The sequence below is a fragment of the Streptosporangium sp. NPDC002524 genome (assembly GCF_040295985.1).
In the GTDB taxonomy this organism is placed as follows: Bacteria; Actinomycetota; Actinomycetes; order Streptosporangiales; family Streptosporangiaceae; genus Streptosporangium.
This window is the reverse complement of the sequence record NZ_JBEOWK010000005.1, coordinates 81,485-104,944: the sequence shown is the minus strand read 5'-3', so window position 1 is coordinate 104,944 and position 23,460 is coordinate 81,485. Positions and strand designations below refer to the sequence as shown.

General features: G+C 70.2%; 28 protein-coding genes. 10 read left to right on the top strand and 18 right to left on the bottom strand.

The window, feature by feature from the left end; translation table 11 throughout:
* Positions 1-3: 3 nt before the first annotated feature.
* The 3 genes from ABT053_RS09765 to ABT053_RS09755 form a co-directional block, all read right to left on the bottom strand.
* Positions 4-513, bottom strand: coding sequence for an NUDIX domain-containing protein (locus ABT053_RS09765; RefSeq protein ID WP_350968511.1), 510 nt, complete (start codon positions 511-513; stop codon positions 4-6).
* Complete coding sequence (hemC, locus tag ABT053_RS09760; protein WP_350968509.1) at positions 510-1,508, bottom strand: hydroxymethylbilane synthase; 999 nt, start codon at positions 1,506-1,508, stop codon at positions 510-512. Before hemC ends, ABT053_RS09765 begins: the two co-directional genes overlap by 4 nt.
* Positions 1,509-1,695: 187 nt before the next feature.
* On the bottom strand, positions 1,696-2,097 hold the full coding sequence (locus ABT053_RS09755; RefSeq protein WP_350968507.1) for a hypothetical protein: 402 nt from the start codon (positions 2,095-2,097) through the stop codon (positions 1,696-1,698).
* Between the two features lie 75 nt (positions 2,098-2,172).
* Here ABT053_RS09755 and ABT053_RS09750 point away from each other — a divergent pair, with 75 nt between their 5' ends.
* Complete coding sequence (locus tag ABT053_RS09750; protein WP_350968506.1) at positions 2,173-2,307, top strand: hypothetical protein; 135 nt, start codon at positions 2,173-2,175, stop codon at positions 2,305-2,307.
* Positions 2,308-2,411: 104 nt separating this feature from the next.
* On the opposite strand, the gene ABT053_RS09745 is transcribed toward ABT053_RS09750, so the two are convergent.
* The 4 genes from ABT053_RS09745 to ABT053_RS09730 all read right to left on the bottom strand — a co-directional run bounded on the left by ABT053_RS09745 (position 2,412) and on the right by ABT053_RS09730 (position 6,854).
* The gene (locus ABT053_RS09745) at positions 2,412-3,647 is read right to left on the bottom strand and encodes a helix-turn-helix domain-containing protein (protein WP_350968505.1); all 1,236 of its coding nucleotides are present in this window, start codon (positions 3,645-3,647) and stop codon (positions 2,412-2,414) included.
* 1,003 nt (positions 3,648-4,650) lie between these two features.
* A complete protein-coding gene (gene mltG, locus ABT053_RS09740) occupies positions 4,651-5,610 on the bottom strand; it encodes an endolytic transglycosylase MltG (RefSeq protein ID WP_350968504.1) in 960 nt (319 codons plus the stop codon).
* Entirely contained in the window at positions 5,607-6,119 is a 513-nt protein-coding gene (locus ABT053_RS09735; RefSeq protein ID WP_350968503.1) for a SigE family RNA polymerase sigma factor, read from the bottom strand. Before ABT053_RS09735 ends, mltG begins: the two co-directional genes overlap by 4 nt.
* Before the next feature lie 345 nt (positions 6,120-6,464).
* Positions 6,465-6,854: a PPOX class F420-dependent oxidoreductase gene (locus ABT053_RS09730; protein WP_350968502.1), complete on the bottom strand. Its 390-nt coding sequence runs from the start codon at positions 6,852-6,854 to the stop codon at positions 6,465-6,467.
* A gap of 70 nt (positions 6,855-6,924) precedes the next feature.
* Here ABT053_RS09730 and ABT053_RS09725 point away from each other — a divergent pair, with 70 nt between their 5' ends.
* Positions 6,925-7,347 (top strand): MarR family winged helix-turn-helix transcriptional regulator, encoded by a 423-nt coding sequence (locus ABT053_RS09725; RefSeq protein WP_350968501.1) that lies wholly within the window; start codon positions 6,925-6,927, stop codon positions 7,345-7,347.
* A 123-nt stretch (positions 7,348-7,470) separates the two neighbouring features.
* Positions 7,471-7,977: a type II toxin-antitoxin system PemK/MazF family toxin gene (locus tag ABT053_RS09720; RefSeq protein ID WP_350968500.1), complete on the top strand. Its 507-nt coding sequence runs from the start codon at positions 7,471-7,473 to the stop codon at positions 7,975-7,977.
* Between the two features lie 117 nt (positions 7,978-8,094).
* Here ABT053_RS09720 and ABT053_RS09715 read toward each other — a convergent pair whose 3' ends face one another.
* Positions 8,095-8,979, bottom strand: a complete 885-nt coding sequence (locus ABT053_RS09715; RefSeq protein WP_350968499.1) for a hypothetical protein — start codon at positions 8,977-8,979, stop codon at positions 8,095-8,097.
* 273 nt (positions 8,980-9,252) lie between these two features.
* Positions 9,253-10,428 (bottom strand): epoxide hydrolase family protein, encoded by a 1,176-nt coding sequence (locus tag ABT053_RS09710; protein ID WP_350968498.1) that lies wholly within the window; start codon positions 10,426-10,428, stop codon positions 9,253-9,255.
* A 168-nt stretch (positions 10,429-10,596) separates the two neighbouring features.
* Here ABT053_RS09710 and ABT053_RS09705 point away from each other — a divergent pair, with 168 nt between their 5' ends.
* Positions 10,597-11,574: an FkbM family methyltransferase gene (locus ABT053_RS09705; protein WP_350968497.1), complete on the top strand. Its 978-nt coding sequence runs from the start codon at positions 10,597-10,599 to the stop codon at positions 11,572-11,574.
* 122 nt (positions 11,575-11,696) lie between these two features.
* On the opposite strand, the gene ABT053_RS09700 is transcribed toward ABT053_RS09705, so the two are convergent.
* Positions 11,697-11,945 carry a cell division protein SepF gene (locus ABT053_RS09700; RefSeq protein WP_350968496.1) on the bottom strand — a complete coding sequence of 83 codons (249 nt, stop codon included), beginning with the start codon at positions 11,943-11,945 and terminating at the stop codon, positions 11,697-11,699.
* Between the two features lie 105 nt (positions 11,946-12,050).
* Between ABT053_RS09700 and ABT053_RS09695 the strand changes: the two genes are divergently transcribed.
* A complete protein-coding gene (locus ABT053_RS09695; protein WP_350968495.1) occupies positions 12,051-12,674 on the top strand; it encodes a DJ-1/PfpI family protein in 624 nt (207 codons plus the stop codon).
* Positions 12,675-12,911: 237 nt separating this feature from the next.
* On the top strand, positions 12,912-13,442 hold the full coding sequence (locus tag ABT053_RS09690) for a flavoprotein (protein WP_350968494.1): 531 nt from the start codon (positions 12,912-12,914) through the stop codon (positions 13,440-13,442).
* A gap of 168 nt (positions 13,443-13,610) precedes the next feature.
* Here the strand turns inward: ABT053_RS09690 and ABT053_RS09685 are convergent, their stop codons facing one another.
* The 5 genes from ABT053_RS09685 to ABT053_RS09665 all read right to left on the bottom strand — a co-directional run bounded on the left by ABT053_RS09685 (position 13,611) and on the right by ABT053_RS09665 (position 16,826).
* On the bottom strand, positions 13,611-14,531 hold the full coding sequence (locus ABT053_RS09685; RefSeq protein WP_350968493.1) for a protein phosphatase 2C domain-containing protein: 921 nt from the start codon (positions 14,529-14,531) through the stop codon (positions 13,611-13,613).
* Between the two features lie 210 nt (positions 14,532-14,741).
* Positions 14,742-14,978, bottom strand: a complete 237-nt coding sequence (locus ABT053_RS09680; protein WP_350968492.1) for a hypothetical protein — start codon at positions 14,976-14,978, stop codon at positions 14,742-14,744.
* A gap of 282 nt (positions 14,979-15,260) precedes the next feature.
* On the bottom strand, positions 15,261-15,647 hold the full coding sequence (locus tag ABT053_RS09675) for a hypothetical protein (RefSeq protein ID WP_350968491.1): 387 nt from the start codon (positions 15,645-15,647) through the stop codon (positions 15,261-15,263).
* A gap of 3 nt (positions 15,648-15,650) precedes the next feature.
* Positions 15,651-16,076: a hypothetical protein gene (locus ABT053_RS09670; protein ID WP_350968490.1), complete on the bottom strand. Its 426-nt coding sequence runs from the start codon at positions 16,074-16,076 to the stop codon at positions 15,651-15,653.
* Positions 16,077-16,133: 57 nt separating this feature from the next.
* Entirely contained in the window at positions 16,134-16,826 is a 693-nt protein-coding gene (locus ABT053_RS09665) for a hypothetical protein (protein WP_350968489.1), read from the bottom strand.
* A 110-nt stretch (positions 16,827-16,936) separates the two neighbouring features.
* Here ABT053_RS09665 and ABT053_RS09660 point away from each other — a divergent pair, with 110 nt between their 5' ends.
* A complete protein-coding gene (locus tag ABT053_RS09660; RefSeq protein WP_350968488.1) occupies positions 16,937-17,530 on the top strand; it encodes a cadmium resistance transporter in 594 nt (197 codons plus the stop codon).
* A gap of 52 nt (positions 17,531-17,582) precedes the next feature.
* Positions 17,583-18,395, top strand: a complete 813-nt coding sequence (locus ABT053_RS09655) for a PrsW family glutamic-type intramembrane protease (RefSeq protein WP_350968487.1) — start codon at positions 17,583-17,585, stop codon at positions 18,393-18,395.
* Between the two features lie 207 nt (positions 18,396-18,602).
* On the opposite strand, the gene ABT053_RS09650 is transcribed toward ABT053_RS09655, so the two are convergent.
* The 3 genes from ABT053_RS09650 to ABT053_RS09640 form a co-directional block, all read right to left on the bottom strand.
* Positions 18,603-19,466, bottom strand: a complete 864-nt coding sequence (locus tag ABT053_RS09650; RefSeq protein WP_350968485.1) for an NUDIX hydrolase — start codon at positions 19,464-19,466, stop codon at positions 18,603-18,605.
* 93 nt (positions 19,467-19,559) lie between these two features.
* A complete protein-coding gene (locus ABT053_RS09645; protein WP_350968484.1) occupies positions 19,560-20,417 on the bottom strand; it encodes a M15 family metallopeptidase in 858 nt (285 codons plus the stop codon).
* Positions 20,418-20,488: 71 nt separating this feature from the next.
* On the bottom strand, positions 20,489-21,391 hold the full coding sequence (locus ABT053_RS09640) for a MerR family transcriptional regulator (protein ID WP_350968482.1): 903 nt from the start codon (positions 21,389-21,391) through the stop codon (positions 20,489-20,491).
* A 54-nt stretch (positions 21,392-21,445) separates the two neighbouring features.
* Between ABT053_RS09640 and rplK the strand changes: the two genes are divergently transcribed.
* Positions 21,446-21,880 carry a 50S ribosomal protein L11 gene (gene rplK, locus ABT053_RS09635; RefSeq protein ID WP_350968481.1) on the top strand — a complete coding sequence of 145 codons (435 nt, stop codon included), beginning with the start codon at positions 21,446-21,448 and terminating at the stop codon, positions 21,878-21,880.
* 312 nt (positions 21,881-22,192) lie between these two features.
* A complete protein-coding gene (locus ABT053_RS09630; protein ID WP_425581868.1) occupies positions 22,193-23,365 on the top strand; it encodes a DUF8462 domain-containing protein in 1,173 nt (390 codons plus the stop codon).
* The last annotated feature ends 95 nt before the right edge of the window (positions 23,366-23,460 follow it).

The window sequence follows — 23,460 nt, the reverse complement described above, 5'->3', positions numbered from 1 at the left end:
TCATCACGGCATTACTGCTCGTTCGCGTATCGAAGCGGGATCTTGGTCGATGTAGTGGCCTGGGCCGTGCAGCCCGGCCTCGGTGAGTCGTTCGGCGAGCAGCGGATGAAGCCGGCGGGCCGCGTACTGTGCGGGGCTGAGCTGCCAGTCGTCTACCTCACTGGTCTGCAAGGTGATCGCCGCCTGGTCCCGAAGTCGCAGGGTGCGGGTGGCGAAGACGAACGCGATCCGATCGCGCCGGTCGATGCTGCCGGCCGGGACCCAGGCGACGGTGATGAGGCTTTCGGCGGGCAGGGTCAGGCCGGTTTCCTCGCGGGCTTCTCGGCTGGCGGCTGCGGCTGGGCTTTCGCCGTGGCGGGCGCGTCCGCCGGGGAGCTGCCACCGGGTGTGGTCACGGGTGGTCCGCAGGGTGAGCCACCGGCCCGCCTCGTCGAGCACGAGGAGGTGGGCGGTGACAGCACAGCCGTGCGGCCTATCTGCGGCAACAGGCCGTACGGCTGGCGCTGAGGTCATTTCCGGGTGGCGGTGATCAGGTTGCGGGCGCCCTGGTGGAGCAGGTCGGCGGCGACGCGAGCGCCGAGGGTGGCGGGGTCGTCGTGGGTGCCCCAGGCGTGGGAACGGACGAAGGCGCTGCCGTCGCGGTTGAACACCATGCCGAACATGGACATCTTCCCGTCGGCGGTGGTGGAGGCGTGCCCGGCGATGGGGCTGTTGCAATGGCCGAAGAGCATGTGCAGCATGGTTCGCTCGGCGAGGATGTGGCGAGCGGTCGCGGGGTGGTTGAGTTCGTCCAGGAGTCGCATGGCGGGGGCATCGGAGCTGCGGGCCTGGATGCCGACGACACCGGCGCCCACGGGCGGGACCATGGACACGACGCCTTCGCCCGCGCTGTGGAACTCCAGGGGCAGGATCTCGTGGTGGCGCTCCAGCAGGCCGAGGCGAAGCAGGCTGGTGCGGGCGAGGATCAGCGCGGCGTACTTGCTCTCGTTCTCGTCCAGCTTGGCCAGGCGGGTGTCGACGTTGCCACGGATGCGTTCGGTACGCAGGTCAGGCCGGTGGATGCTGAGCTGGGCGCGGCGTCGTACGGAACTGGTGCCGATCAGCGACCCGGACGGGAGGTCGGCCAGGACTACGCCGTCGCGGGTGACCACGACGTCGTGGACGTCGTCGCGTGGCAGGTAGGCGCCGAACGCCGTCCCCTCGGCCAACGGCACGTCGCCGGGGACGTCCTTTATGCAGTGGACGGCTATGTCGATCCGGCCACTGGTCAGCGCACGGTCGATTTCCTTGCTGAAGGCGCCCTTGCCGCCGATTTCGGCGAGGTCGCCGGGCCACAGGTCGGCGCTGACTTGGGTGGGCACGATCTCGATGGGGACGCCGGGTGCGAGTTGAGTGATCAGTTCGGCGACGTGGCCGGTTTGGATCTTGGCCATGGTGGAGGTGCGGGTGCCGATCCGTAGGGGGATTTCGGCGAAGCGGGCGAGGAGGATTTCGGTTAAGGGATTCACGGCGGCTCCTTAGTAAGGAAATAACTACGTAGAGTAGTTATCTGTTGGAGGGTGGCATCCCGCAGGTGGGCGGGGGCAGGGGCAACCATCCTCGCGACCGGTCCTCACGCCCCTGATTTCGGGGCAGCCAGGTCGCGCTCAACCCCCCAGGCGGCCCCTGGTGTGCGCACCACGCCTGCGGGGAGTTTCAGGAGGTGAAGGTGTGGGTGGCGCGCGCCCTGTGTATCCGCTCCACCTGGGTGGCTAAGGCGGTCGCGAGCGCCTCGGCGGAGAAGCACATGAGCTCGGCCAGCACCCCGGCCTGCTTCTGCCGACCGGTCGGCGCGGTGCGCAGGACGGCGTGCCAGACCGGGGTGGACAGGTCGGCCACACAGGTGATGTCCCACCCAGGGAACTCCTGCCGCAGCGCCTCCAGCTGCCGCTCAGCCCGATGCGCGGCCTCGTCGGAGAACTGACCCTCGCCGAGGAAGAACGCCACCTCGTTCGACAGGGCACCATCCTCACGCTGCTCTCGCCCGGCCCGCTCCACCTCGGCGAGCTGCCGACACAGATCAGCCGGGCCGGGCGCGTGCAGGGTGCGAGAGCACACGCATTCCGGAAGGCGACACGGCCCGGTCGCGTACCAGATGCCGCTCGCCCGCCAGATCCGCCAAGGCGGGAACGCGTGACCGAGGTGCAGCAGGAGAGCGTGGGCCTGCTCGTCGGTCAACAGGAGCGACGCGTGCTCATCCTGCGGCGCGAACACACCCTCCGCGTGCAAGACGGTCGCGGCGCCGCGTTCTGCGGCTTGAACATGTAGGGGCGTATTCACATGGCTCCTTCATCGCGTCTGTGTCCGGAGACACGTGACGCTATGCAGCGGGCCATGAGCCGAGGGGCACGGTTTCTGCCCCCTGGTTGCGGTCAGACCAGAAGGCCGATTCGGTCAGCCAGAGCGTGCGCCTGCGACCGGAGAGACGCCGGACCCTCGGTGAGTTCCAAGGTCAGGCGACGCGCGTAACCGTTGTACTTGATCGTGTCGGGTGCGACCTGCTGGGCGAGCTCCAGCGTTCCGAGCACGGCGGCGTGGTCACGCTGCAGATGATGGGCACGGGCAACCTCGATGAGATGCCGCCCTCGGCGCGGCCGGGAAGGGATCGGGGCGGAGAGCGCGTTGTCGGCCTGCCGCGCGGACTCGCCGCCCTGGTGGAGTTCGACGGCAACGGTGACGGCGTGCGCGTCCATGATGACCCGCGAGAACGAAGTCCAGGGCTGGTAGTAGGCCGCGGGGAGCCGTTCGGCGATCCGGGCCGCTTCGTCCCAGTGCAGCCACGCGTCCCCGGTCTGGCCGAGCCGGGCGGAGGTGAACGCCAGCTCGAAGGAGAGCGCGCCCCACATGGCGAGCAGCTCCACCCCGGCGTCGTCGAGGCGCGACTGAATGGCGGCCATGCCCTGCTGGTTGACCTCCCGGGCGGCGTCGAAGTCGCCGGTGTCACGGTGTGCCTGGGCGAGGAACCACACAGCGCAGGTGAGCGCGAGCGGATCCTCTGACTCCTGGGCCGCTGTCAGTGCCCGGTCAGTCACCCGCCAGAGCAGGTCCTGGGCGGGCTGGTAGGCGAGGAACATCTGGGCGAGGCCGTAGGTCTCGGTGAGCAGGGCGAGCGCTTGGCGCCGATCGGCGTCGCGGTACATCGCCGCGGCGAGCTGGACGTCGCGCAGGAGGTCCGGCAGCAGCTCGCCGAGGGCGGTCCGGTGGTCGGGGGAGGAATGCCGGACCCGCCAGGCGGCGTCCAGGCGGGCGCGCAATGTGGTGAGCGGCTGCACCGCACCGGCCGGTACCAGCGATGTCGAGTTGATCGCGGCCCGTACGTCCTCAAGTGCGGGGTGGCCGGGGCCGGTGAACATCCGTACCGGCATGGACTGGTCCCCGGTCAGCTCCGAGAGGTCCCGGACACGCAGCGCCTCGGCGAGCTGCAGGAGGATCGGCAGCCGGGGGTTCTGCTGGAGGCGGCCCGTTTCGACCTGCTTGAGCCAGGAGGTGGATTTGCCGACCAGCCCGGCGAGGACTTCTCGGGTCATGCCTCGCCGTTCACGGAGGAACTGGATGCGCTGGCCCACCGTGAGTACCGGACCGAGGGGTTCGTTGGTAGCGTTGCTCATAGGCCCTTCACCTTCCTGAGCGTCTCGACAACCTCAGGCTACGGTGCGGGGCCTTCATCATGCGAGGAGTCATCCCGCCTGACGGGTGGGGATCGACCAAGGTCCGAAGTAGGAATTCACCGAATAGCAGTGAACGTCTGTGCGTGTTTCGCTACGGTGCGTGCCGTGAATGCCGAATTACTCCCCGTTGCCGTTTCCATTTTCTTCTCGGTCCTCGCCACTGGTCTGGCCGCCTGGGCACTCCTATATCAACGGTCCAGTGCTGCCTTCGCGAAGCTCTCTGCTGGCGAAGCCACACGCTCAGCGGACGCGTCTGAGAAATCAGCGGAAGCCTCTGAGAGATCAGCAACTGCAGCCGAAAACGCCGCAGCATCTAGCGCACGCTCTGCATCGGCATCTGAACGATCGGCGCTCACCAGCGAAGAGATGCTTGAAATCGAGCGAGAGAGACCTCAAGCCGACCATCGCCTGGAGGTTGGAAAGGCCTTCGAAAGAGCGCCTACTCCTGCGCAACATCGGAATGGAGACAGCCACCGGGATCACCATCAAGGATGCCGACAAACTGCGGAACATGGTCTCCATCGGCATATGATCGATGATCACTGTCGTCAGTCAACGCCCTTGTGAGCGTCTCACCAGCACCGTCGCGCATGGTCAACGTGAGCAAACGATCGCCAACGCAACGATCAGGTGTCTTGAAAACCGCTAGGCCGGGTGACCGGTCTCGTGGGTTCGAATCCCACGCTCTCCGCCGAGCATCACGAACGGCGTCTGACCAGGGGCTTTCCTCGGACCAGGCGCCGTTGATCGTTTCCGGGGTGTGCGGCCGCCACTTCGGTTGAACCGCACCGGGATTGCCGGAGGTTTTGGTCTGACCCGGCGCGGTGCAGAGTGTCATCGCGACCCGATGAAGGTACGAGGAGGGGGAGCTTGTCTCATCGGTGAACCGGGGACCGCGGCGCGTCGCTCCATCAACCGGTCCCGCGGTCAATCGGTACTACGGTCAATCGGTCCCGCGGTTCCTCTTGAATTCCTCGACCAGTTCGAAGAACTCGGATTCGGAGGTGGCGAACTTCGTGACGCCCTTCTCCCGGTCGGTCGTCACGAAGTACAGCCAGGGTCCGGTGGCCGGTTTCAGGGCGGCTTCGATGGCGTCGGGGCCCGGGTTGCAGATGGGGCCGGGCGGCAGGCCGAGGCGCGCGTAGGTGTTGTACGGCGACCGGCTCCCGAGATCCTCGTCCGAGGCCGTGACGCCGGACTTGTTCAGGCCGTACATGATCGTGCTGTCCATGGACAGTCTCATCTCGGGCTTGTGGTTCAGCCGGTTGTGGATGACTCGCGCGATCTTGGGCATGTCGCGCCTGTCGGTCGCCTCGGCCTGGACGATGCTGGCGATGGTCAGGATCTCCAGCGGCGTACGGCCGACACGCCCGGCACCGTCCACCAGGTCGCTGGCCTCGGCGGCGCGGTTGAAGCGTGTCACCATCGCGGCGAGGAGTTCGCCGGGGCTCGACGTGGGCGAGACCTCATAGGTCCCGGGGAAGGCGAAGCCTTCCAGCGCGCCCCTGGCGTAGGCCGGAAGGCCGAGCGCCTTGCCGTTCCCAGCGGCTCGTTCGAACTCCGCCCGCGGTCTGCCGGTGGCGGTCGACAGCTGCTCCAAGGTCTGTAAGAGCCGTAATCCTTCTCTCACGGTCAGGGTGGTCCGTACCTGCTCGGTCTCCGCAAGAGTCTCGCCGGAGCCCCGCGTGGCGAGGTCCTTGGAGACCGCCACCTGAGAGGACAGCCCCTGGACCACGAGCGTGGATCCGACCGCCATCACGGCTACGGCCGCCGCCGTCGCCAGGGCGAGGCCCCGCCGACGGGATCGACCCCGGTTGACCTGGAAGAACCGGCCCGGCGGGGGTGGCTGCTCCTCGTGGGCCATGTCGGAAAGGGTCTCGCGCAGCAGATCCTCGATGTTCATCCGAACTCCCTCACCGTGCTCAGTTCAGGTGCGGCCTTCTTCAGACGCTCCAGCGACCGGTAGATCTGGCTGCGCACCGATCCCACCCTGACATCGAGCAGCCGCGCGATCTCGGTCTCGGACAGGTCCTCGAAGTAGCGCAGCACGAGCATGGTCCGCTGCCGGGGTGTCAGCCGGGCGAGAGCCGCGCGCATCACCAGGCGAAGATCCACCATCTCGGCGTACCCGTCGCCGATCTGTTCGGGCAGCCATCCGGTGGACACCTCCGCGACGCGGGAACGGCGCCGCCACCAGCTCACCTGCTCGTGGTACATGACACGGCGGACGTAACCCTCGATGGCAGCCGGGTCGCGCAGGCTGCGCCACTTCGCCGCCGTCTTCGCCAGCGCCGACTGCACCAGGTCCTCGGCGGCGTGCCGGTCACCGGTCAGCAAGTACGCGGTGCGGAACAGCGCTCCCGATCGATCGACGACGAACTCCCGGAAGTCCGCCTCAAATCCTGGATCCACCTGTCCTCCTCGCGATGTCACCAAGCAAGGACGTGGTCAGGACGTCGATCTATGCCGGTATGGCCGAACCGGTCTGCGTCAAGGGCCGCACGCCCCGGCTTGCGTCAGGGGCCGCATACCCCGGCCTGCGTCATTTGCCTTCGCCACTCGCGGGCCCAGCCTGAAACGACTTTCGAAGGGCGAAGGGCGCGCTTCCGGATCGGTGCCGCCCTCCCGATCGCCCGATGATCGCCGTCTCCGCCCGGGGCCGTCGATCGGGCGACACCCCGCCGACTCGAATGCCGCCGGAGGTGCGGTGGTCGTCTCATCGGTCTCGGGCCCGGCCCGTTCGGTGGTGGGAACGCGTCACTGGCCGGTGAAGTGGGTGGGGCGCACGACGAGGACCACTCTGCGCTCGGCGTCGCCGACCGGTGGTTCGTACTCCAGCCCGTAGCGCCTGGCCAGCACGTCGAAGAAGGCGCCCTCGGGGTCGGGGTCGATCCGTTCGACGGTGCCGCGGACCTCCAGGTAGCGGTACGGCTGCTCCGGGTCGTTGACGGAGACGGCCACGTGAGGGCGGGCGCTCGCGTTGCGTCCCTTCTGACGGTCCGTCGTGGTGGTGAGGCGCAGGAACTCGCCGTCCCAGACGGTCCACACCGGTGTCACCTGCGGGGTGCCGCCGGGCATCAGGGTCGCCAGGTGCGCGTACAGGGGGCGGGTCAGCAGGTCGAGATGGCTCTCCGGGATCACGGTCATGGCGGCACGCTATCAAAGCTTTGATACTCATAAGAAGTTTTCTATGTGGGACGGCTTGTAAGCTCCGCTCATGGACATGCCCGCGCGGGAGCGGCTCGGCCTGCCCGTGAAGCGCGCCGAGCAGCGGCTCATGGCCGCCAAGCACGCGGCGGTGAGGACCGCGGGGCTGACCGTGCCGCAGTACGCCGCCCTGCTCGTGCTGGCCGACAACCCGGGCATCTCCGCGGCCGCCCTGGCCAGGGAGTGCCTCGTCACCCCGCAGGCGATGACGGTCGTGCTGAGGAACCTGCTGGCGAGCGGCCTGATCGAACGCGGCCCGCACCAGTGGCACCGCACGATGCTGGAGACCCACCTCACCGACGCGGGCCGTGAGGCGCTGCGCGCCGCGGACGCGGCGGCCGTGGTCATCGAGCGCAGGATCGCCGACGCCTTCACCCCCGAGGAGCGCGACACGCTCCGGGACCTGCTCGTCCGCTTCACCGATGCGATCTAGACATCCCGGACGCCGGTGATCTCCTGCCCGAGCTTCACCGGTGCGTTCTTCCACATCCAATGCGTAAAGATGAAATATCCAACCAAGATTGGGATTCAGTGCTTGCCGAGTATGTTGTGAGCCATGACTGAAGCCCTCGGCGAAGCCGGTAAATTACTGGGCATTCTGGTGGTCATCGGCGTATGCGTAGCGATCATATATGCCCTTGTCCGCTTTGTTCGCTGGATCTTCGCCCCCCGCCCCTCCGGGCCCCAGGTGCACGAGGCGCCGCCGGATCCGGCCTGGCAGTCACGCCCACGCCCCGGCGACATCTGGTGGGCCGGCGTGCCGTTCGCCGACGGCTCGGGCGGAAAGGTCAGACCGTGTCTGGTGATTCGCACCCATCCGGCGGGCGTGGAGGTTCTGAAAATCACCAGTCAGGACAAATCACATCGGATGAATTGCGTCAGCATCCCCACCGCCCACTGGGACCGGCGTGCGGAAAAGGACAGCTGGCTCGATCTCGACGCCCCGTACTTCATCGACGATCACGATTTCCAGCGGCGCGCCGGTACGTGCGACGACGGGACCTGGTCGCTGGTGAGACGCCGGCACCGGACGGGGTGGGTCCACTCTCCCGGTCGTCGATGACGCCCGTTCGATTCCCGCCCTCGCCACCGCCGGAGTGAGGGACGGCCCCCCGGGCCGAACCCTCCGGGCCGGAACCGTGCCCGCTCTTCGCGCCGGGCCGACCCTCCCTCGGCCGCGTTACGACGAAGGGCCGCCCGGCGTGAAATGGGACCGCGGCCGGGGCCGGAGGGTGGTGGTTGCCTGGAGGAGTACGGCGGCCGGGACGCGGGAGCCGGCCTTCAGGACGATCGTGGCGTCGTCGCGGTCGATCACGTAGGCGGTACCCGTGTCCGTGACCCGCCGCCACGTCCGCGGGCCCGCCGGCTCGTACGCGGAGTCCTCGCCGGGCGGGTCCACCCGGGAGCGGACGGTCACGGCGATGGTGGAGGCGTCGCGCTCGGCGGGGGTGGCGGCGCGGTGCAGTCCCGCCGGGCGCAGGAGATAGCGCAGGTCGCCGGGACGGGCGGAGGGGCGCTCGACCGTGTAGGCGGGCAGGTCGGGAGCGAGCAACGGGATCCCCGGATCGGGGAGGTGGGGGCGCGGTCCCGCCAGCGGTATCGGCGGAGGTCCGCCCACGGCCGTCAGCGGCAGCTCCCGCCACCACCAGGATCCTCCCGGCGTGGTGAGCAGGGCGGTCAGCCCGTACGCCAGGGTGAGGGCGACGGAGACGGCGACGAGCGAGTTTCCGACGATCTGCGAGGCGGCCGTGCCGAGGACGGCCCAGAGGGCGACGCCCACGATCGGTGCGGGCAGGGCGACGTGCCAGGCGGGCCGCACGCGCAGCGCCCACAGCGACGGCCAGGCCAGGACCAGCAGGAACGGTACGGCTGCCGCGGCGATTCCCAGCCCCGGGGCGAAACGGCCCCAGCCGGGGGTGCCGCCCGAGCCGTCGTACGGGACGAAGGCCAGGCCGGAGAGGACGACGACCCAGGCGAGCAGCGGAAGGACGAGGCCGACCAGCGCGGCGGCCAGCGTACGGTGAACGGCCGAGGGTGCCGTGAAGCGCTTGCCGGTGGAACGCACGGGATCAAGGATGGCACGCGGGGCCGTGCCCCTGCCGTCCCCCGGGCCGCCTGCCGTCCCCCGGGCCGCCTGCCGTCCGCCGGGCCGCTGGCCGTCTCCCGGGCCGCCTGCCGTCTCCCGGGCCGCTGGCCGCCTCCCGGGCCGCCCGCCGTCCCCCGTGCCCCGTGCCCCTGCCGTCCCCCGTCCCCCGTGCCCCGGCCGTCTCCCGGGCCGCCCACCGTCCCCCCGGGCCAGCCCGCCGCTGTTGACGCCGTCGACGCCGGGCCGGTGCTCTCAGCCCGTCGTCGCCGTCCGGTAGGGGCGGAAGAACGCGCGCAGCTCCTCCGCGTAGAGCTCGGGCACCTCGAACGGCGCGAAGTGGCCCCCGGCGGCGGGTTCGGTCACGCGCACGAGGTTCGTCGTGCGTTCGAGCCACGCCCTCGGCGGCCGGAGGATGTCACCGGGGAAGAGCGAGAAGCCGGACGGGACCTCGACCCGGCGGGCGTGCTGCGCGGGCGGAATGGCGGCGTTGGCGTGGTACATGCGCATCGACGAGCCGATCGTCGAGGTGAGCCAGTAGATCGTGAGATTCGTGAGGATCTCGTCCTTCGTGAAGCGCCGCTCGACGTCACCCCCGCAGTCGCTCCACGCGCGGAGCTTCTCGACGATCCACGCCGCGAGCCCGGCCGGTGAGTCGTTGAGCCCGAAGGCCGGGGTCTGCGGCTTGGTGCGATGCATGGCGGCGTAGGCGCCCTCGTCCCTGCCCCAGGCCGTGACGCGTTCGATCCAGGCGCGTTCCTCGGGTTCCAGGTCCGCCGGGTCGCCGGTGAGGACGGGCACCCCCGCGTCGGTACGGTGAACGGCCACGACCCGCTCGGGATGGTCGAGCGAGAGATAGCGGCTCACGTGACCGCCGATGTCCCCGCCCGCGGCACCGAACCGCGGATAGCCGAGGACGCGCATGAGCTCGGCCCACAGCCCGGCGACGGCGACGGAGTCAAGGGGCGGGCCGGTGGGACGGTCGGAGTATCCGTAGCCGGGCATGTCGGGGATCACGACGTCGAACGCGTCGGCGGGGTCGGCGCCGTGCGCGCCGGGGTCGGTCAGCAGCGGGACGACCTTCTGGTACCGCCAGAACGAGTCGGGCCAGCCGTGGCTGAGGACGAGCGGCAGCACCGGCCCCGCCGGGGCGACGGCCCTGGCGTGCACGAAGTGGATCCCGAGGCCGCCGACCGGGACGCGGAAGCGGGGGAGCCGGGAAAGGTCCGCCTCCCGCGCCTCCCAGTCGAACCCGTCCGCCCAGTAGGCGACGAGCTCACGGAGGTAGGCGAGGTCGGTCCCGAGCGACCATCCGGCGTCCTCCGGCGCGTCGGGCCAGCGCGTCGCGCGCAGCCGCGCCCGGAGGTCCTCCAGCGCCGCGGGGGTGGTCCGCGAGGTGAACGGTTCGGGGCGGGGCGGGGCATCCGGCATGGGCCGCATGTTACTGAACGAGACCCGGCCCGCCCCCTCGCGGACTTGTCGGCGTGGCGCGGCGGACAGGGAACGGGTCGATCGGCCCCATTCCGTTTCCGAGAAACGACTACTGGTACTGGTTGGATTTCTGCCCGGATGAGTCGTGATTGGAGCAAACTTCGAATCATGGCCCTATCGATGAAACGGCTGCGGCGGGATCTCGCCGTCGGGGTGATGCGAGCGGCCAGGGCGGCGAACAGGAGCCGGATGGCCCGCACGCTGCTGCGCGGCCGTAGCGTCCGGCGTCTTCCCCTGGTCAACCGGCTTTATCACACGGTTTTCCGGTTGGGCGTCACCGGCGGGAATCGCGACGCCGAGGTGCGTTACCGGGGTGTCGTGCTGACCGGCCCGGTGTGGGACGCGACGATCATGCCCTCGATCTCGGCGGGATACTACGAGGAGTTCGAGGTCGGTGTCTTCGAGCAATTGGCCTCGGTCAGTCAGTCGATTGTCGACGTCGGGGCGAACATCGGTGTGTACGCCTGCACCGGAGGGACGCGCCTTTCGGGGGACGGCAGACTGATCGCCTTCGAGCCGGTCCCGGAGAACGTCGCCTACCTGCGGCGCAACGTGGAGCGCAACGACCTGACCGGCCGCGTGACCGTGGAGCCGGTGGCCGTGGGGGCGTCGCCCGGCGAGCTGACCGTGCACCTGTCGGGCGAGCAGTCCGGCAAGCACTCGGCCGCCGCGGCGAACGTCGGGACGCCCGCGGGCGCGGTCACCATGCCGATGACGTCGATCGACGCCTACCTCGCCGACAACCGCCTCGGCCCGCCCGACATCATCAAGATCGACGTCGAGGGCTACGAGGGCTTCGTGCTGCGGGGCGCCGTCCAGACCATGGCCGCCCTGCCGACGCTGCTGTTCGAGCTGCACCCCGAGCTCCAGGCGAACTGCGGCTGCGACACGAGCGAGCTGCTCGACCTCGTCTTCGCCCATTACCCCTGGGTCTTCATGGTGGACGAGCTGGACAACGTCCTGCGCCCGTGTACGCGAGCCGACCTCGACAACCCCGGCGCGATCGGCCTCTACCGCTCCAACCTCGTGGCGATCGGCCGCCGGGAGCACCGGGACGCGGTCCGGAAGTGGCACGACCTCGGCTGAGCACCGCCGTGCCCGGCTCGGGGAACACGACGGCCCCGGCGCGGGGGGCCGAGGGGCCGAGGGGCCGCCGACAGTCCTCGGCGCGCCGGTCGATCCGCCGTACCGGCGGCACGTCACCCGTTCTACGGCACCTCTTCGGTGACCGGCACCCGGTTGCCCATCCCGCGCGGCATCAGCAGGAACACCTTGGGCGACAGTCGGTCCATGTCCCCGCCCCTGCCGAACACCAGTCCGGCGGCGAAGTCGACGAACTGCTTCGCCTCGTCGTCCGGCAGCGCGGTGAGGTCCATCACCACCGGTACACCGGTACGGAAGAAGTGCCCGACGTAGATCGCCTCGTTGTAGTTCTGGGGGCGTAGGGTTTTGACCACCGGACAAGTCTCCACCGTCCGTCACGCCCGTCAAGGTGTCTTCCGGAACGCGGGACGGCACGTCGCCGTCCGTGCTCGCGGCGGCTCACAGCAGGGGGAATCGCCGTGCGTATCGTCATAGCGCTGTTCGACCGGTTCACCGCGCTCGACGCGGTCGGCCCGTACGAGGTGCTCAGGTTCCTGCCGGGTGCCGAGGTCGTGTTCGCGGCCGCCGAGGCCGGGCCGGTACGGAACGACGCCGGGTCCCTGGTGCTCACCGCGAGCGCGGCGTTCGCCGACGTCGGCTCCTGTGACGTGCTGCTCGTCCCGGGAGGTCCGGGGAGCCGGGCACTGCTCGACGACGACGTGCTCCTCGGCTGGATCCGCCGGATGGACGGGGTGAGCACGTGGACGACCTCGGTGTGCACCGGGTCGTTGCTGCTGGGGGCCGCGGGGTTGCTCACCGGGCTCTCGGCGACGACCCACTGGGGCGCGGTCGACGTGCTGGAGTCGTTCGGGGCCACCTACACCGCCGAACGCGTGGTGTTCCAGGGGAAGGTCGTGACCGCCGCCGGGGTGTCCTCCGGCATCGACATGGCCCTCGCCCTCGCGGGGCGCATCGCCGGTCAGACGGCGGCCGAGGCGATCCAGCTCGTCATCGAGTACGACCCGCGGCCGCCGTTCGACGCCGGATCTCCCGCCAAGGCGCCGCAGGCCGCGAAGGACTTCCTCGCGGAGAGAATCCGCTGACCGGCCTCACGAGACAGTGGGAAGAGCCCGCCGGCCGACCTCACGAGGCAGCGGAAAGGCTTCGCCGACCGACCTCACGAGGGGGGAGCCCGCTGACCGACCTCACGAGGGGGGAGCCCGCTGACCGACCTCGCGAGACAACGGAGAGAATCCGCTGACCGGCCTCGCGGGACACGGGTCCGTGAGGCCTTCGGTCCATGAGTTCTCGAACCCGCCCGCGTACCCGGGAGTGATCGCATGACTGAGCCCGGCAGGATCCTCTACGTCATCGTGTGCGCGGCCGGTGCCGCCCGCGACGTCGGCCGTCTCGTCGCCCTTGCCCTGGACGAGGGCTGGGTCGTCCAGGTCGTCGCCACCCCGTCCGCGCTCGGCTTCGTCGACGTCCCCGTCCTGGAACGGCAGACCGGACGCCCCGTCCGCAGCCGCTACCGGACACCGGACGAGCCCAAGCCCCCGAGAGCCGACGCGATCGTCGTCGCCCCCGCCACGTACAACACCGTCAACAAGTTCGCCCAGGGCATCGCCGACACCTACGCCCTCGGCCTCCTCGCCGAAGCCCCCGGCCTCGGCATCCCCGTGGTCGTCCTGCCCTTCGTCAACGACGCCCTCGCCACGCGCGTGCCGTTCCGGCGGAGCGTCGAGAGCCTCCGGGCCGAGGGCGTCCGCGTCCTGCCCAGTCCTTCCGAGTCCGATCTGGCGGTCGCGGAAGGCGGAAGCCGGGAGAACGACCCCTGGGCCCTCGCCCTCAAGGAGCTCTCCGGGAAGTAGGTCCGTGAGACGCGCGGCGACCGGAGACGAGCCCTGTTCCACCGGCCCCGCGCGAAGGAGCACGGGGCCGGCGAGCCGGAGCGGACGTCGCGCGCGGGCACCGGTCCGGTGCCGTCCGCGTGAGGGGCACCGGACGATCACCGGAGAGGTGGGCCGGTGGGCCGGGGGTCAGCCGAACAGGCAATAGGCGGCCGTCGCGTCGTCGTGGGGTTTCACCCGGGGCCAGCGGGAGCCGTCGGGATCGGTGCGCTCCGCCTCGCGGACCCGGCGGATCAGCTCGCCGGGGCCGGACCGTTCGAGGGTGTCGAGGGCCTCGCGCCAGGTGGCCAGCCCGAACGGGTCGACGAGCCGGGAGGCCCCGTCGCTGAGCAGGGCGACCGCCCGTACCCGGTCGGCGGGGAGCGTGCCGGTGAGCGACCGCTCGGCGGTGAGCGGGTCGACGGCGGCGATCCAGAAGCCGCCCTCGCGGTTGCGGTGGTCCCGCATGGTCTCCACGTACTCCCGGCGCGCGGTGACGTGCTCGGCGCTTCCGTGGGCGAGGCCGTCCAAGGCCGACCGGTGCGCCCTGCCGACCCGGTCCACCCGGTCGTCGCAGACGACCGTCGGCTCCGCCTGTCCGGCCACGTCCAGGACGAGGACGGAGTCCGCCAGGACGAGGAAGTCCAGGTCGCCCGCCGCACGGCGGACCATGACCACCGTGGCGGACGGCGATCCGGGGTGGGTGAGGTCGCAGACGAAGTCGTGGAGGGAGGCGACGGCCTTGATGCCGTTCGCGAGTATCTCCGTGAGCGTCCCGGTGTCCTGCGTCATGCCCGCGAGGAGGGTCGAGCCCAGGGAGCGGACGTACCAGCCGACGCCGTGGTCACACCCGGACTCCGCGCCCGCCGGGGTGCCCGCGCCGTCGAGGAGGACGAAGGCGTCCGGGGTCGCGCCGAAGAAGTCCTCGTTGTCGTCGTTGCCTGCCGCGTTCCCGGTGGTCCCGGTGTCCGCTGTGTTCCCGGCGTTCCCGGCGTTTTCGGTGTCCTCGGCGATCCCAGTGTCCGCGTCATGCCTGCCGGGGGCCGCTTCGGTGGCGAAGGTGATGCGCATCGGTTCGGAGCTCCTCGTGCTGGACGGGCTCGCGCCGGACGGGCGTGCACGTTTCCCTCACGAGTTCCCCCGATGGAACGGCGTATTCCCGCCCGTTCCCCACCTGGACGCTCCTCACGGTGTATCTCCACGGCGGGGGTACGGGTCCGGGAGGACACCGGGGTACGGGGCGGAGCGCCGGGGCGACCCTTCGGGGGGAGGGTTCCGGTTTCAGTAAGAGGGCTCCGAAATGGACTCGGCCCGATAGACGTCCATCGGTCCCTCGTCGTCCTCGTCCACCCCCACCTTCCTCAGCAGCAAAGTCCGGCTGCCGATTTTCAGGGAACGTTCGCCGTTGATCTCCGTGGACGCGAACACCGTGACCGCGTGACCGTGCATATCGCGCACCTCGTCGTATTCTGGTCCGTCAGGAATGTCTAGCTTGATGCGCCTCGTCTGGAACGTCACTCCCCCAGTGTGAAAGCCACGGCCCCGAAAATCGATCGTGCGCGTGACGATATTTGGCATCATTTTCGACGGGAAAGGTATGGGCGCCGATCCCTTCCCCGGCCCGGGTCCCCGCGTACGGCGGCGGGGCCCGCCGGGCGCGGGGCGGCGCCGGGCGGCATCGGCGGCGCGTCCCCGATCGCGTCCCCGATTGCACCGCCGTTCCGGGCCCCGCGAGGGCCGCTGCCGGGCCTCGCGAAGGCCGCAGGGCACCGGGACCGGGACCGCTAGGGCAGGGGAACGCTAGGGCAGGGGGTCGATCCCGATGTTCTGGTCGTACTGGACGAGCTCCGCCCCGCGATCGGTGAGGATGGGCCACCTGGTGACGCGGGCACACCAGACGACGTGCCCGGCCGTGATGTCGCGCGAGCCGTCGAGGATCTCCGCGATGTCCCCCACCTTCCCGTGGGTGAAGTCGTCGATCATCACCCCGGGTGTCGTGACGAGCTCGAACAGCTCCTCCTGGGTCGAGAGCGGGGAGATGGACAGGACGGCCGCGAGGCTGGTGGCCGGGACGCATATCCCGCCGCCGCGGAAGAGACACATGGCGGTGACGCTCCGGGAGTATTCGGTCTTCGCCACCGCGATGTCGACCAGTGCGCTCACGTCGAGCACTCGACCGGGAAGCATGGCTCAGCGCCTCCGGAAACGGCGGATGCCGATCTGGCCCCACTCCGCCTCGGAGAGCTGGTCGACCCCGAGGGAGTCGGCCGCCGTGTCGAGGTCTTCGCGATGCAGGTTCCAGCGGTGCATCAGGGTGATCACGTGGGGTTTGTTGCCGATCTCTCGCTGGACGGCCGCGTGGATCACGTCGGCGACCCGGTTTCCGGTCAGTCGCGCCTTACGAGAAAGCGCCTCATAATCCGCTTTATCTAGCTCTATGGTGATAGCTGTGTCGGAATCTGGCGTGCGGATTGACTTTTGTCCTTCTCTGAGCTGGAGATGGGCCAGCCACAGCGGAACCGGTTCCGATTCTTGCCTGGCGCCATCGTGATCATTCGATGATGATGGTTTTTCCGATCCTGTGCCGTCTCGCCATGCCGGCATGGAGTGGGCCATGCGTTCGACAGTAGCTGCGAATTGCGAATTATGGCAGCACTTCTGAGCCAAAGGTCATCACTCCAGGAACCCCGACGGCTGGGTGGCGGGATCGCTGGGAACACTCGGATTCGTAGGAACAGAGGGCACCGAGGGCACCGAGGGGTCGGCGGGCTGGGCGGGCTGGGCGGGGGTGGGAGTGGGGGCGGGGGGCGAGGTCGGGGTGACCGCGCCGCAGAATCCCAGGGCCCGCCGTTGCTCGGCTATCCGGTCGACCGGGCTCTGGTACGTGAGCCGTTCCTCGGGTGAGGGCTCGTACCGCCACGTGTCGCCCTCGAAGGCGAAGTCGAAGTCCGTCGCGTCGCCGAGCCGGGTCGCCTGGACCCTGGCGCTGTCGCCGGTGATCGTGACGGTGTCGATGGTGAGCGGGGAGTTCGGCAGGGGCGGGGGGCAGATCTCGAACAGCCGCACATACTCCTCCCGCGCGATCAGTCCCTGCGCCTCGGCGGTCCACAGGTCCCAGAAGTCGCCGTACGACCCGCTGCCGTAGGCGTCGAGCGCCGGTTGGACGGCCTGGCGGACCGAGACCTCCGAGTGCTCGGCACCGCGCGTCGGAGTCGCCGTGCTCGGCGGTGACGAGGGGGGGTTGAACACCATGAAGACGGTGACGACGGCCCCGATGGCCACGCCGACGGCCATGACGACCATCACGGCCAGCCCTCGCCCCGTCTCGCCCCGCGACGGCTGGCCGTACTGCGGCGGATAGCCCACGTGCGGTCTCCGGGGGACTGGCAAGAGCGGATGAAAGTGATCATAACGCCCGCAGCTCTCGGCTGACCACGGTCATCGCGTACCCGGAAGGGGAACGACATAATGCGCGCGTGATTCAAACGATCGGTACGGCCGCCGCCGTCTTCGCCGGTACCAACGTGGACGACATCATCATTCTGACGGTGCTCTTCCTGGCGTCCAGGGCGGGGGGCGTCCCCCGCCCCTGGCAGATCGTCGCGGGCCAGTACGCGGGCATCGCCGCGCTGGTGGCCGTCTCGGCCGCGGCGGCTCTCGGGCTCGCGGTGGTGCCGGACCGCTGGGTGGGACTGCTCGGCCTGGTGCCGTTCGGCATGGGGGTGTGGGGGCTGGTCAAAGCGTGGAGAGCCCGGCGGGCCGGGAAGGACGGCGACGACGAGGCGCCCCGGGTCGCCTCGGGCGTGCTCTCGATCGCGGGGGTGACCGTCGCGAACGGGGCCGACAACATCTCCGTCTACACCCCGATGTTCCGCACGATCGGCCCGGCGTCCAGTGTCGTCACGGTGGTCGTGTTCGCGGTGCTCGTCGCGGTCTGGTGCGCGGCGGCCTCCTGGCTCGGGTCGCACAAGAAGGTCATCGCCCTGGTGGAACGGACGGGGGCGTGGCTGGTGCCCGTGGTCTTCATGGTCATCGGCGCCGTCATCGTGGCGGAGTCGATATTTAGATAAATATCGACAAATCGCCCGAATCTAGGGCAAACGTACGGGGAAATTACGTACCATGCGAGACCATTTGCGCTTCTACCAGCATCGATGGTTCAAGGCGTGGATCGCCCTGATCGCTCTGTCCTTCTCGCTCATCGCCATGATGCAGGCGGCCGGTAACCAGGCGCTCCTGCCCGCGGCCTTCTTCTACGGGGCCGCGGCCGGGCCCCTCGCCCTCCTGCTCGCCATCCAGGACCGTATCCACATCGCCACCAGCGTGCCGCCCATGACGCTGATGGGCATGTTCCTGTTCGGCGGGGGCGTCGCCCTCCTGCTGGGCGGCTACTTCGACGCGCTCTTCATCTCCGGGAAGGACAGCACCTCGATCCTGCGGGTCGGCTGGATCGAGGAACCCGCGAAACTCGTCCCGCCCCTCGCGGTCGCGCTCACCGGCCGTCACCTCACCAAGGCCGCGGGGGTCGCGCTCGGCCTCTCCTGCGCGACCGGATTCGCGATCATGGAGTCGATGGCGTACGCCTGGAAGAGCCTCGCCAACCACGACGGCGCCATGGGCGCGGGCACGGTCCTTCTCCTGCGCGGCCTCAGCACCCCCTTCAGCCACCTCGTCTGGACCGGCCTGGTCTGCGCGGTGGCCTTCGGGGCCTGGCAGGTCAGGGGACGCGCGGTCGTGACCCTGCCCGTGGTCGCCGCCTTCGTCGTGGCGGCCACGCTCCACTCGCTCAGCGACGGCCTGCTCGTCCTGGACATCCCCGGGCCGGTCAGGCTGCTCTTCCTCGCGGTCGCCGTGGCGAGCTACTGGCTGTTCCACCGGGCCACCCGAGACCTGAAACCGGTGCCGACCCCGGCACCGGAGCCGTCCCACGCCTGACCTCCCACCCTCCCGGGCGCCGGGGTTACTCCGTGCCTCACCTCCCACGCTCGCGGGCCGTCCCGCGCCTGACTCCCGGGCACCGGGGTCGCTCCGCGCATGCCCTCACGCGCTCACGGGCCGTCCCACGCTTGACCCTCGAGAACCGGGGCTACTCCGTGCGTGACCCGCGCCCGACCCCCGGGCACCGGAGCCGTCCCCGGAACGTCACAGCCGCGCCAGCAGCCACCGGGGCCCGGTGACCTCGGCGCCCAGTGCCGTGACCCGCTCGCGCAGCCCCCGGTCGGCGGTGACGACCAGGACGCGCTCCCAGGGCCGGGCGTCCCGTACGGCCTGGACGACGGCGTCGTCCCCGCTCCCCGGCGCGGCGATCACGGAGACGCCGGGCGCGGGGGCGGTGTCGCGGGCGGCGCCCTCGACGACCGCGGTCAGCCGGGGGAACCAGCGGGCCAGCACCGGGGCGCGGCCGGGCGGGGTCAACAGGCCGTCGGCGGCACGCGCGCCGGCCTCGGAGAGCAGTTTGGCCGCGGCCCCCGCGCGGTCCCGCCACCAGCCGTGCTCGGCGCGGGCGCCCACGATGTTGGCGACGTCGAGGACGACGAGGGAGGGGGCGAGCGCGAGGCCGACGACCGGCCAGGTCGCGGCGAAACCGGGGTGGAGGGTCCTGGCGGTGATCTCCTCGGCGGGGATCCAGCGCAGGTCGTCGCTCTCGGCGTTGGCGGGGATCGCGCGCAGCAGCTCGGCGGCCTCGGCGATCACGGTCTCGAAGGACCAGCCGCCGTGGTCGTCGAGGTAGACCCCCTGGACCCGCAGGCCGGTGCCGTCCAGCGCGGCCTCCTCGAAGGCCTCGCGCAGGGCGGTGCCGACCGCGTCCTCGTGGCTGTCGCGGGCACCGCCCGGCAGTCCCCAGGTGCCGCCGTGGTGGCTCCACACGGCGCGCTTCTGCATCAGGACGCGGGGGCCGTCCGTGGCGTCGTGGTGGACGGCGAGCAGGCCGGCCGCGCCGTACACGCCCCAGTGCCGGTGCCCGAGATCGCACCGAGCCCACCCGTCCCCGTCCCCGGCCGTCATGGACCAATGATGCACCAGGCCACGGCCGCGCACTCCCCGCCCCCGGCCACCGGGGAGAGGCCGGTGAGAGAGGAGATGACCGGCGGGCCTCTCTCAGTTCCCGCCCTTGCTGAAGTGCTGGTAGTCCTTGATGCCGGACCAGTAGCCGCCCCACTCCCAGCCCCTCTGCTGGAAGGCCTTGACCACGCGGTCGCCCGCGTTGATCACTCCGGGAGCCCGGACGGGGCGCTTGAAGAACTTGCTCGCGTTCTTGTGGGACCCCGTGCCGTTGGCGTAGATGTACGGGTTCTCGCGCGGGTTGATGTCGACGGCCAGGCCGTAGGCGTGCTTGGACCAGCTGCTCGACCCCTCCGCGGGGCGGCAGTTGAAGGCCGAGGTGTTGTCCGCGTCGATCGAGGCGTAGTCGTCGGCCTTGTAGGCGTCGACGAGCCGCATCTTGTAGATCGGCCAGCGCCAGTCGTACAGGCGGCGGAAGACGGAGACGATGTCGTCGGTCACGGCCTTGTTCACGACCAGCTCGCCGGTGTGCGGCTTGTCGTCGAAGCCCCAGTAGGTCATCGTGATCAGCCGCAGGCCGCTCACCGGGACCGGGCATCCGGGCCGCCACGAGTGTTGGAGCCGTTCGCGGGGGACCCGGGAGACCTTCGCGGAGAACTCCGGCGGGCCCGCCGGGGTCGGCGACGCGGTGGTGGACGGCCCGGTGGTGGGCGGCCCGGTCGTCGGCGTCACGACGGTCGGCTCCGGTGCGGCCACCTCCGTGGCGGGCTCGGGGGCGGCCACGTCGGTGGCGGGCTCGGGGGCGGGCGAGGGCGCCGAGATCGGTGCCGAGGTGGCCGGGGGCGCGGCCGGGGCGGGCTGGGAGGCGGCCGTGCCGCACGAGGCCGCCGCCAGGCAGCCGACGGCCGTCGCGAGCGCGGCCCGCGTACGGATCATGAATCTGGAACCTGACACGTGCCGCCTCCTCAGAAAAACGGATCCCCAGAAAAACGGACAAAAGCGACAAAAGTATTGTAGGTGGTCGGCTATCCGAGGTGGGTGGCGGCCGCCGCGGCGATCCACTCGTGGGCGATCACGGACTCCGGCGGCCAGGGCGTGCCGTTGACCACGGCCACCAGCTCCCAGTATCGCCCGGCGCGCGGGTCGTGCTCCGCGTAGCCCCGTACGACCGACTCCGGGGTGCGCCTCTGCGCCGAGGCCAGGGCCGTGACGAGCTCGGCCACGAGGGGCGCGGCGGCCTCCGACCCCGGGGGCACCCCGTCCCGCGCCGCGGCCAGCGCCCTCTCCGTGACCAGGGCGTTGGTCTCGCGCCAGGCCGCCATGTCGATCCGGTCGGCGTTCTCCCAGAAGTCGTCGCTCGTCGCGCGCAGCGAGGCGCGGAAGCCCTCGTCGGCGAGCAGCTCGGTCAGCTCCAGCCAGGCGTCGAGCTGCTCGATGCCCGGCTCGTCGGGCAGGTCGGGCACCATCGCCGCGCGCAGGCCGCCGAGCCACTCCTTCCTGGCGGCGTTCTCGCCGGCGACCTCGTCGACGAACTCGTTCACCAGCGCCGCCGTCTCCGCCGCGCCGAGCCGCCCGAGGGCGTTGAGCCGCCGCAGGTCGTCGTCGGCGGGCTCGTCCCGCTCCAGGGTGGCCCTGAGCACCGCCCGGGTCCGCTGCAGCGCCCTGATCTGCGTCTCCACCGTACGGAGGTGCAGGGACAGCACCTCGCCCAGGTCGCGGTCGCCGAGCGATCTGATGGTCGCGAGGTCGACGCCGATCTCGCGCAGCGTCCTGACGAGCTCCAGCCGCCCGCGGTCCTCGTCGCCGTAGAGGCGGTAGCCGCTCCGGGTGCGGCCGCGCTCGGGGAGCACCCCGATGTCGGAGTAGAAGCGGATCGTCTTCACCGGCAGCCCGGAGAGCCGGGCGAGCTGTCCGATCGTGTAGCTCATGGCCCCGATTATTCCGTTGAGTCTCCAGTAACAGGAGACTTTAGCTTGGCGGGCATGTCGAACGTGTCGAAGAAGAAGATCAGCCGGGTCGCGAAACTGCAGCTCCAGGCCGGTGAGGCCGGTCCCGCCACCGTGGGCAAGGATCTGGGCCCGCTGGGCCTGAACCTCATGGAGTTCTGCCGTCAGTACAACGCGGCCACCCAGGACCGGCGGGGGTTCGTCGTCCCCGTCGTCGTCACCGTGTTCGAGGACCGCTCGTTCGAGCTGACGATCAAAATGCCCACCACGGCCTCGCTGATCCGCCGGGTCGTCGGCCTGGAGGGGGGCAGCCCCCGGCCGGGACACCAGGCGGCGGGCGTGATCACCCGCGCGCAGCTGAGGGAGGTCGCCAGGACCAAGCTGCCCGACCTCAACACCACCGACCTGGACCAGGCGGAGAGGATCGTCGCCGGCACCGCCCGCTCGATGGGACTGACCGTCCGGGACTGAGCCCTATGTCCCCGTACGTCTCCATGAGGCTTACCGCCTGGTTCGTACATTCCTTGGGGAGGCTTTTCATCGAAACGTATCGCGCCTGTGTTCGAACCCGCGCTACAGTCATGGGCACGGGATCGAACACGGGTTCGGGCTGACGTTCTCGCAGGTGAGGGGTGTGTCATGGCGATGCTCGCGGTGCCGCCGACGGTGCGCCCCCCGTCGTCCGGGTCTCCGGCGGAGCGCGGCGCGACACGCCGTAGCACTTTCTACGGAATTCTAAGCCGGCCGCTATATCCCGTCATAAAGTCCGAGAGCGTGGACCCCGTGCGCAATCCCTACGCTCCCGGTGCCGGACAGCGCCCCCCAGAGCTCGCCGGCCGCGACCGCGAGCTGCAGCAGTTCGAGATCGTTCTCGAACGAGTGGCCCGTGGGCGCCCCGAGCGCAGCATGGTGGTCACCGGCCTGCGCGGCGTGGGCAAGACCGTCCTGCTCAACACCTTCAAGTCGATGGCGATGCAGCGGCTGTGGGGCACCGGCAAGATCGAGGCCAGGCCCGACCAGTCGATCCGGCGGCCGGTGGCCGCCGCCCTGCACATGGCGGTCAGGGAGCTGGCCCCGAGGCACCGGGCGCCCGAGCGCATCGAGGAGTTCCTCGGCGTGCTCAAGGCGTTCGCGATGCGCGACCCGTCCGCGGCCAAGGGCACCTCGCACTGGTCGCCCGCGATCGACGTGCCCGCGGGCCGGGGGCGCGCCGACTCGGGAGACCTGGAGATCGACCTCACCGAGCTGTTCGTCGACGCCGCCGCGGTCGCCACCGACCTGGGGGTCGGCATCGCGCTGTTCATCGACGAGATGCAGGACGTGCAGGCCCCCGACGTCTCGGCGCTCTGCGCGGCCTGCCACGAGCTCTCCCAGAGCGGCGGCCCGCTGATCGTGGTCGGCGCGGGGCTGCCGCACCTGCCCAGCGTGCTGTCGGCGAGCAAGAGCTACTCCGAGCGGCTCTTCCGCTACGCCAGGATCGACCGTCTCGACCGCGAGGCGGCGGACCTTGCGCTCATCGCCCCGGCCGAGAGCGAGGGCGTGGAGTTCACCCAGGACGCCCTCGACGCCCTCTACGTCGCCGCCGACGGCTACCCCTATTTCGTCCAGGCGTACGGCAAGGTCGCCTGGGACCTGGCGCTGCGCAGCCCGATCACCGCCGACGACATCAGGGTCTCCGCGCCGGAGGCCGAGGAGGAGCTCGCGGTCGGCTTCTTCGGCAGCCGCTACGAGCGGGCCACTCCCGCCGAGCGCGACTACATGCACGCCATGGCCGCCATCGGCGACGAGCCCGTCGCCACCGCCGAGGTGGCCGAGGGGCTCGGCCGCAAGCCGTCGAGCCTCTCCCCGGCTCGCGACAGCCTCATCAAGAAGGGCCTGATCTACAGCGCCGAACGCGGGCTGATCGCGTTCACCGTGCCGCACTTCGGAAAGTTCCTGCGTTCACAACCGGTCTGACTGAACATTTGTTCGATATGATGCGGGGGAGCCCCTAGCCCTCTATATGGCTCTCTAGTGGGGAAGCTAGAGAGCCATATAGAGCTCAATCATGC